Annotated in this window: 7 protein-coding genes; 3 read left to right on the forward strand and 4 right to left on the reverse strand. The window is 42.9% G+C overall.

Annotation, left to right across the window (positions count from 1 at the left end):
• Positions 1–580 precede the first annotated feature (580 nt).
• The 3 genes from HMPREF2955_RS00575 (at position 581) to HMPREF2955_RS16745 (ending at position 4,323) form a co-directional block, all read left to right on the forward strand.
• Positions 581–1,030, forward strand: a complete 450-nt coding sequence (locus tag HMPREF2955_RS00575) for a lytic transglycosylase domain-containing protein (RefSeq protein ID WP_019186710.1) — start codon at positions 581–583, stop codon at positions 1,028–1,030.
• A gap of 453 nt (positions 1,031–1,483) precedes the next feature.
• Positions 1,484–2,692, forward strand: coding sequence for an MFS transporter (locus tag HMPREF2955_RS00580; protein WP_070719955.1), 1,209 nt, complete (start codon positions 1,484–1,486; stop codon positions 2,690–2,692).
• Positions 2,693–3,987: 1,295 nt separating this feature from the next.
• Positions 3,988–4,323: a hypothetical protein gene (locus tag HMPREF2955_RS16745; RefSeq protein ID WP_246830021.1), complete on the forward strand. Its 336-nt coding sequence runs from the start codon at positions 3,988–3,990 to the stop codon at positions 4,321–4,323.
• A gap of 728 nt (positions 4,324–5,051) precedes the next feature.
• Here HMPREF2955_RS16745 and HMPREF2955_RS00595 read toward each other — a convergent pair.
• The 4 genes from HMPREF2955_RS00595 to HMPREF2955_RS00610 all read right to left on the reverse strand — a co-directional run bounded on the left by HMPREF2955_RS00595 (position 5,052) and on the right by HMPREF2955_RS00610 (position 7,882).
• Positions 5,052–5,717 (reverse strand): RluA family pseudouridine synthase, encoded by a 666-nt coding sequence (locus tag HMPREF2955_RS00595; RefSeq protein ID WP_070719960.1) that lies wholly within the window; start codon positions 5,715–5,717, stop codon positions 5,052–5,054.
• A gap of 224 nt (positions 5,718–5,941) precedes the next feature.
• Complete coding sequence (gene fabG, locus HMPREF2955_RS00600; protein WP_070719965.1) at positions 5,942–6,688, reverse strand: 3-oxoacyl-[acyl-carrier-protein] reductase; 747 nt, start codon at positions 6,686–6,688, stop codon at positions 5,942–5,944.
• A 112-nt stretch (positions 6,689–6,800) separates the two neighbouring features.
• Positions 6,801–7,289, reverse strand: a complete 489-nt coding sequence (locus HMPREF2955_RS00605; protein WP_070719963.1) for a hypothetical protein — start codon at positions 7,287–7,289, stop codon at positions 6,801–6,803.
• The gene (locus HMPREF2955_RS00610) at positions 7,286–7,882 is read right to left on the reverse strand and encodes a TetR/AcrR family transcriptional regulator (protein ID WP_009230417.1); all 597 of its coding nucleotides are present in this window, start codon (positions 7,880–7,882) and stop codon (positions 7,286–7,288) included. The genes HMPREF2955_RS00605 and HMPREF2955_RS00610 overlap by 4 nt, the downstream gene beginning before the upstream one ends.
• Positions 7,883–8,084 lie beyond the last annotated feature (202 nt).

The raw sequence follows: 8,084 nt of genomic DNA on the forward strand, positions 1-8,084 counted from the left end.
CCGCCTTTTTTCATACGAAAGCCCTGAGTGCGAAGACTGCACTCAGGGCTTGTTCGTTTTTGGGAGTTGGTGAGGGTTTAAGTTTGAGGGCTGGTGAGTAAGTGAGTTTAAAAGGTTTTGTGTTTATAAGTTTGTAAGTTAGTGGAATTGAAAGTGCATTAGTTTGTGAAATTATAAGTCGATGCGTTTATAAATGTCTGAGTTCAGGTTTCAAAATACCGAAAAGGCTTGTTTGTTTTGCCGTGTTTTCTTCTTTCAAGCAAGGCTTGTATGGATAGTTCGTGTTTTCTGTTCTACTCTTCCTTTTTTTGCTTAACTATCTGCTTTACAGCATGTTGTACAATTTTTAAAGTACGGTTTTTGCATTAAAAGTTTGGCTACATCGGTTTTATTTCGTAACTTTGCATGCGATAAGAATAAGGATAAACCCTTCCCCTTGTTTCGGAAGAGCTTATTCGCTAAGGTATCTAACGGGACTGAGATTATTCACTTAACTTATTTCTCATAAAGTAATAGTCGCGGGCAACAAATGTGCTATAATCAGATGGCTTACATGCTCAGGTCTCATAAATAAAAAATTATGGAGAGATTAAAGAGAATTGTATTTTTATGTATTACAATTTTAAGTTTACTGCCGGGCCTAGCCCTTGCAACATCGAATGAGGATAACACGGCGGACAACAGCGTGAACTGGGAGCCGGTTATGGATGCGATTATTCAGGTGGAAAGTGGTGGAAACAGATTCGCCAGAAGCGGTAAGTCTGTTGGAGCCATGCAAATAACACCGATATGCGTTAGAGAAGTCAACTTGTATCTCAAACAATTGAATATCAAGAAGGCTTACACACTTAAAGACAGGTTTAGCGTTCAGAAGTCGAAGGAGATATTCCTTCTCATTCAAAAGCGTCATAATCCACAAAACAACATTGAACGGGCCATACGCGCTTGGAATGGTGGATTGAAATACAGCAATAAAGGGACGCAACGCTATTACGAAAAAGTAACTAGAGCAATGAATAAAACTACTTAATGCAGTGATAAATGCTCTAACATGCAATAAAAGGGGGATGAACGATTTATTTCGTTTGTCCCCTTTTCTGTTTCACACTGCTTTTATTACCCAATGCGTAGCCCATTTTGGGGTCAGTCGTAAAACCCAGTTGCAATCCTCCTCCTTCTCAGGCACATAATTTTGCCTTACACAACTTTAAACCCCAGTTGAAAACTCCTACACCTTAATATATACGCGCGCGAGGGCGAACACCTCAACAAAACCTGTTCTGCAAACAGGGGGCACCGCATAAACGTATTTTATTAGGCTGTAATAATTATTTCTTCCTATCTTTTGGCCGTATCTTCCAATTGTCGTAACTTTGCTCAAACAAATTATGCACACCCAACAAAAGGCGTTTGCAAGGGCGTGCATTAAGTCGGAATAGGGCCGAATACAAACGATAAACAATCAATTAAATAAACCAACATTATGTCTGAAAACAAAAATTATCTAGTGCCTATCGCATTCTTAGGCCTGATGTTCTTTTCTTGCGGCTTTGCGTTAGGCATCAATTCGCTATTGGTGCCAGTGTTGCAAGAGTCGCTCAACGTACCATCGGCTGGTGCCTACCTGCTTATTGGCGCAACATTCATTCCCTTTTTGATATTCGGTTATCCTGCTGGTCAATTAGTAAAGCTTATTGGCTATAAGCGTACAATGGCCGTTGCGTTTTTGTTTTTCGCCCTTTCGTTCGGTGTGTTCATCGTTTCGGCCAGTCAAGAAAGCTTTGTGTTGTTCCTCGTAGCATCGTTTTGCTGCGGAACGGCCAACGCATTTCTACAAACGGCCATTAACCCATACATCACCATTCTTGGTCCCGTAGAGAGTGCAGCCAAGCGTATCAGCGTTATGGGTATATGCAATAAACTGGCGTGGCCTATCTCGCCGTGGTTCATCACATTGGTTGCAGGCGAACATCTTACCGTTAGTCAACTAGATAAGCCCTTTTATATCATCATCGCCGTGTTCCTTGCACTTGGTGTTCTGTCGTTGATGGCTCCGCTGCCTGAGGTGAAGGCGGCAGGCGAAGACGAGAGTGAGGCATCAAATAGTGCCGAAGATGCTCAGGTTTCGCAATATGCCAACAGCAAGAAATCTATTTTCCAATTCCCTCACTTGGTGCTTGGAGCCTTTGCCATCTTCTTTTATGTGGGTGCCGAAACCATCGCTTTGGCCACGCTTATCGACTATGCCAAGGGCCTTGGCCTAGAAAATGCCGAAAATTATTCGTGGATTACGCCTCTTTGCATTAGCGTGGGTTATATATCTGGCGTTGTTCTCATCCCCAAATACATGTCGCAGACCCGTGCATTGCAAGTATGTACCATCATCGCCTTAGTGGGTACGTTGCTTGTTGTGCTGTTGCCTGGTGCTTTGAGCGTGTTTAGCATTGGCATTATCGCTTTGGGTTGTTCGCTGATGTGGCCTGCATTCTGGCCTTTGTCGATGCAAGACTTGGGTAAGTTCACCAAGTCGGGTGCATCTGTTCTTACTATGGGCTTGATTGGTGGAGCCGTTGTAACGGTTCTTTTTGGACTTCTTAAAGACAACTACGGCCCACAAAACGCCTATTGGATTTGCCTTCCCTGCTTCCTCTACATCGCTTTCTTCGCGTTTAAAGGGCATAAGCTGAGATAAAGTCGTTAGAGTTGACTAGTTGACAAGTTAACAAGTTGTAAGTGGACGATGAATGATGGTCGAGAGCCAATAATTTTGGAATATATCAATAGAAAGCCTGTCTTAACATCATGATATTAACTTATCCAAAGAGGCACTCGAAACCCTCTTCATTGGTTTCGGCACAGCAAGGGGTGTGAGTCTTATTAGACTCACATCACTTGTGTGCCGATGTTCACACGAGAATTAAACATCTATTCCTACGTTCATGTTCACCCTACCGCAACCTCATTGAATGACAATAGAAGGTGTTTAGAAAGAAAGTGTTCAAAACAAGCGTTGTTGAGCGAAAGAAGAATTTTGACGATCATTGATGAGACTCTTCGAATACCGTGGAATAAAAGAAGGAGTTGGTGTCATTTCTAACGCTCATTTTTCGATAGACTAGTTCTAAAGCTATTTCTTTTGCCTATAAATAGATTTAAAATGAAAAAAGACAGCTGTATTTATATTTTCATTTGTTGTTTTAGCTTGTTATGGTAGGGCAAAAATGGAAATAAGGAATGAAACTTGTTTTAAAATTAAAGCTGCAGATGATGCCATGCGATGAAAAGTTGAAGATCTCATATTGTGATGTTCGAATTTTAGATTGTCTTTCAGTGAAAAGATTATCCATGCGGAAATTGAAGAAGGTGATGGCGTATATGTTTTTCGTTTGTTTGAATCTGGCACTGGATCAGAAACTACGAGTAAACAAGTTTGGTTGATATTGAACGCCAATGATAAGTCGTTAAAAGACGTAGCGTTAGATCCAATTAAGCCAATCCACTTAAAAATAATCCTCAACTTTTGTAATATAAGCCGTTGTTTGGACTTTAAAATAACACACTAATATGAGATAGTGTTAAGACAAACAGTACCATTAGTAGGTGGTGATGTAGTTGTTAAAGAAAAGGTCTTCCATATAAACAATGGCAAATTTGTACAAGGCAGGAGAAATGATAAATACGGATGGTTAAAATGAGCTAGACTAGCCACTCGCGTACTCAATGCTCATCAAATAACAATTGCATAAAAAATTGGGTATAAAAAAAATTATGGATACTCTTTATAGATACAAATTCTCCAATGTCTTAACTTATCCTCCATATGTATCTGCGATATGGGTAGGGGTATTCATCATGTTCGGTTATTTTATAATCAAATTCTTTTGCCCTACCGAATATTATAATTGGTGGATCATGTCTTGCTCCTTCTGTGCTATTGTGTATATGTGCATCTATTTGTTGCATAAAATCTGCAATAAGACCGTACTTGTGGGGTATACCAAGGAATATGTCGTTTTCCAAATAGGAAAGAAAGAAAAACGTTATAGAAAAACAGATTTATTAGGCTTTTATAGTCTTGATTATATAAATACAAGTCAATACAAAATAGCGATACAGTTTGTATTTAAAGATGGTTGTAAGTTAAGCCTGTTTGAAGATAGTCCATTTGAAAAGTCAGAAGAGGTCAGACTTCAAAAGAATGAAAGTCTGAAAGAGTTTCTATTAACTTCAACCCATTATTTTGGTTTTAAGTTACATAAAAGAGTTAAATGGCGAAGTAGGCTCTCCTCATTGAATTATGCAGACACCTGGTATACAAAATAATGGTGAGCGCAGCAGTCTTATGATTTAAAATCAAGAAATAGTGGGATATAAATTAAGGTTCACAGACATAACGACGCTACGCCCATATATGTTTGCTGTTGGTGGAGCTCTTTGGGGGGTAGTTGCATGGCTACTTATAAATTACGTCTCCCACAATCTCCTTTTATTGGCGAGCTTGTTTTTGTACTTAGGTGCCGCTTACGTGTTAATTCTGCTAGTGCGTATGTTTTATAATCAAACCAAGCCCATCAAAAAAGTAAAATGGCGCACACGGACTAATATCTGTAATGTATGGTACTCCAAATAATTCCATATACGAGTTTGGAACAACGAAGAACACCATTCTTGCTGGTTGCAAGGGGTAAACGTCATTCCGATATACCTGTTGCGATTTGAAAACTCGTCAACTTATCAACAGGGGGACTTCAAGAATTTGTTTGGTTTTCTTTTTCTTGTTTTTCACCTTGAAGTTGTCCTGACCTCAGCTCACAAACTCACGTACTCGTCACCACAAAATTAAATCTGGAATTAATATTTAAAAAGGCGTCGTGCTTTCGACATTTTCTAGCGAAAAGTATGCTTGCAAATTATACAATTAGCCGCAAATCTCAGCATAACGCAGCTCTTTATTTGTCCCTCTTTTGAGCGTGTCGCCTGCATTTTGCATCATTTAGGGTTTCTAGATGGTTGTCAGCTCGTTTGTTTATGTTCTTGGTCAAGCCTTCTTCCTACCCAAACGCGTGCCAAAGGTTGTCGTCGGGTAGGGGAGCCTCAACGCAGATCGTTTCTTTAGAGACGGGGTGAACAAACGAAATCTTTCGAGAAAGCAGGGAGATACTGCCATCGGCGTTGCTTCGCCTTGCTCCATACTTTAAGTCGCCTTTGATGGGACAGCCCATAGCGGCCAACTGGCAACGTATTTGGTGGTGTCGGCCAGTCATCAGTTGCACTTCTAGGAGCGTGTAGTTTTCGGAGCGGCCGATAACCTTATAGCTAAGTATGGCCTTCTTTGCACCTGCCACTTCGTGGTTGTGGGCATAGCTCTTGTTTTGTTTTTCGTTGCGCGTGAGCCAATGTACCAATTCGCCCGATTCGTTTTCAGGTGGCGACTGTACGATGGCCCAATAAGTCTTTTCCACGTCGCCCGTTCTGAAAAGGGCATTCATGCGGCTTAACGCCTTGCTTGTTTTTGCGAATGCCACAAGCCCCCATACCGGCCTGTCGAGCCGATGAACCACTCCTAGGAACACGTTCCCAGGCTTGGCATACTTTTCTTTGAGGTAGCTCTTTACGATATCTACAAGTGGCACATCGCCGGTTTTGTCGCTTTGAACTATCTCTCCACTATGTTTAGAAACGATAATGATGTGGTTGTCTTCGTAAACAGGAATCATGATATCTAAGGATTGGGTGTGTATGGGGTGGGCAAGGTTCTCGGTTCACAAGTGCACTGGTAAATAAATTGACCGATTGTGTTGGCAAACTTGCCATTGTTTGCTTGATTTAAAGCTTGTTCTGAAATGCACAAAGGTAACTTTTAGAACGGCCTTAACCGCAAACGTTGGTTCGGCGAAAGGGCACAACGGCCTTTTCGCCGAACACGAATGCTTGTGTGTAATTACGTATTCATACCGCCGTCTACCTGGATAACCTGTCCGCTTACATAGCTAGATAGGTCGGAGGCGAGGTAAAGCGCGCAGTTAGCTACGTCTTCAACGGTTCCACCACGGCGCAAAGGAATTTGGTTCATCCATTCTTTACGCACTTCTTCAGACAGCTCTTGCGTCATGGCCGTATCGATAAAGCCAGGAGCAATGGCGTTGGCACGAATGCCTTTGGGACCCATTTCTTGGGCTACAGACTTGGCCAAGGCAATCATACCAGCCTTAGAGGCGGCATAGTTGGCTTGTCCGGCGTTGCCATGAACACCTACAACCGATGCCATATTGATGATGGAGCCACCACGTTGGCGCATCATTACGGGGATGACAGCGTGAATGAAGTTGAATGCGCTTTTGAGGTTTACGCCGATAACGGCATCCCATTGTTGTTCGGTCATGCGTAGCATAAGGCCGTCTTTGGTGATACCGGCGTTATTCACGAGGACGTCTACCGAGCCAAAGTCTTCTTTCACCAGTTTAACAACCTCTTCGCTTTGTGCAAAGTCGGCGGCGTTGCTGGCATATCCTTTGGCTTTAACACCGAGAGCGGCAATTTCGGCCTCGGTAGCCTTACCGTTTTCGTCGATAACCAAGTCGGTGAATGCGATGTTTGCGCCTTCTTGTGCAAACTTCAATGCGATGGCTTTGCCAATGCCGCGGGCTGCACCCGTAACAAGGGCAGTTTTGCCTGTTAATAATCCCATTTTGATTTTATTTATGTTAGAAAATACATTGATTTCGTTAGGCAAAGGTACAAACTTACTTTGACATGGCAAAACAATGTTTGCGCCTGTTGCCCGTTAGCCGTTTTAGGGGCTAGTCGGCACTGTGGATGATTTCGCGGTTTACGCCTCCGCTTTGCTCACGTAGTATGAGCGTGGTTACACCGCCATTATAATACATTTCAACCGTTGCCTGTCGGTGCCCGATTTTATAGGAAATGCCAATTAGCCCGTTCTTATCCACGTCCACTTCTTTGCTCTTCGAAGGAAGTTTTGGCAACAGCATCTCTGCATTGTCGATGTCTCCTCTTCGTATTGTTTCTTGATAAAGAACTTGCATCGATGACGTTTCTGTAAACAACTTACTTTCAATTTGTGTCATCCCACCATCCTCTTCTGTGTACTTCGTAGTCGTGTCGGGGGTGACGGAACGTTGTGGCGGCGTGCTGTCTTTCACTATTGTCGCCGTTTTGGGGGCATGTACGATGGCGGGTTTGGTGGCGTGGCTTTGCACTTGGGGGCTCGATGCCGTGCATGCAGCCATGATTATGCCCACGAACGAAAATAATACGGCGGCTTTCATTGCTTATTGATACGTTTGCCCAATGCGCCATACACCACTTTTGCCACCAACGGCTTGCTGGCCTCTTCGGTTAGGCCATGTCCCAAGCGGCCATAGATGAACGGCACTTCAAGTCCTTTGATACAATAGTGTGTGATGTCGGCCACTAGTTCCACGTTGTCGATGTCGAATTCACCGTCGGCCTTGCCCTCGGCATACACCTTTCTAAATAGTTCAATCTCGTCTTCGTCGAAGTTTTTGCGCATTTTCTCCACGGTCCAGATGTTCCTGAAGAACTCTGCACGTAGGTTTCCGTTGCGCACCACCGTTTCTTTTATCATGCTTAGGTGGGTGTAAATCAGCTCGATAATCTTGTCTTGCGGACTGATTTTCTTTGCGGCCACCTCGTCTAGCTTGTCAGATAGGCGTTCCAGTTCGGCTTCAATCACGGCATAGTACACGTCTTCTTTCCTATTGAAATAGGTATAGAGCGTTCGCCTGCCCTTTCCCGATGCCACGGCGATGTCGTTCATCGTGGTGTTTGCCACGCCGTTGCGTGCGAATAGTTGGCGCGCCACGTCCACTAGCTTTTGTCTTGTTTTGGAAATGGACATCTTCGTTTCCTCCTTTCTCTAATAAATGCTTGCCGCAGGTTGTTGCACACGGCTTAGTTGATGTGCAAATTTATCGTTTTTTTGTCGAATGAACAAATTATTGGTTTGTTTTTTAGAGAGAGGCCGCCTTGGCTTTTGATATTTCTTTAACTTGAAAGAATTTATAATCTAAAGTTTCCCACCCTAATAAATAGATAGAAAA

This window comes from Prevotella sp. HMSC073D09, from assembly GCF_001814145.1.
Lineage (GTDB): Bacteria > Bacteroidota > Bacteroidia > Bacteroidales > Bacteroidaceae > Prevotella > Prevotella conceptionensis.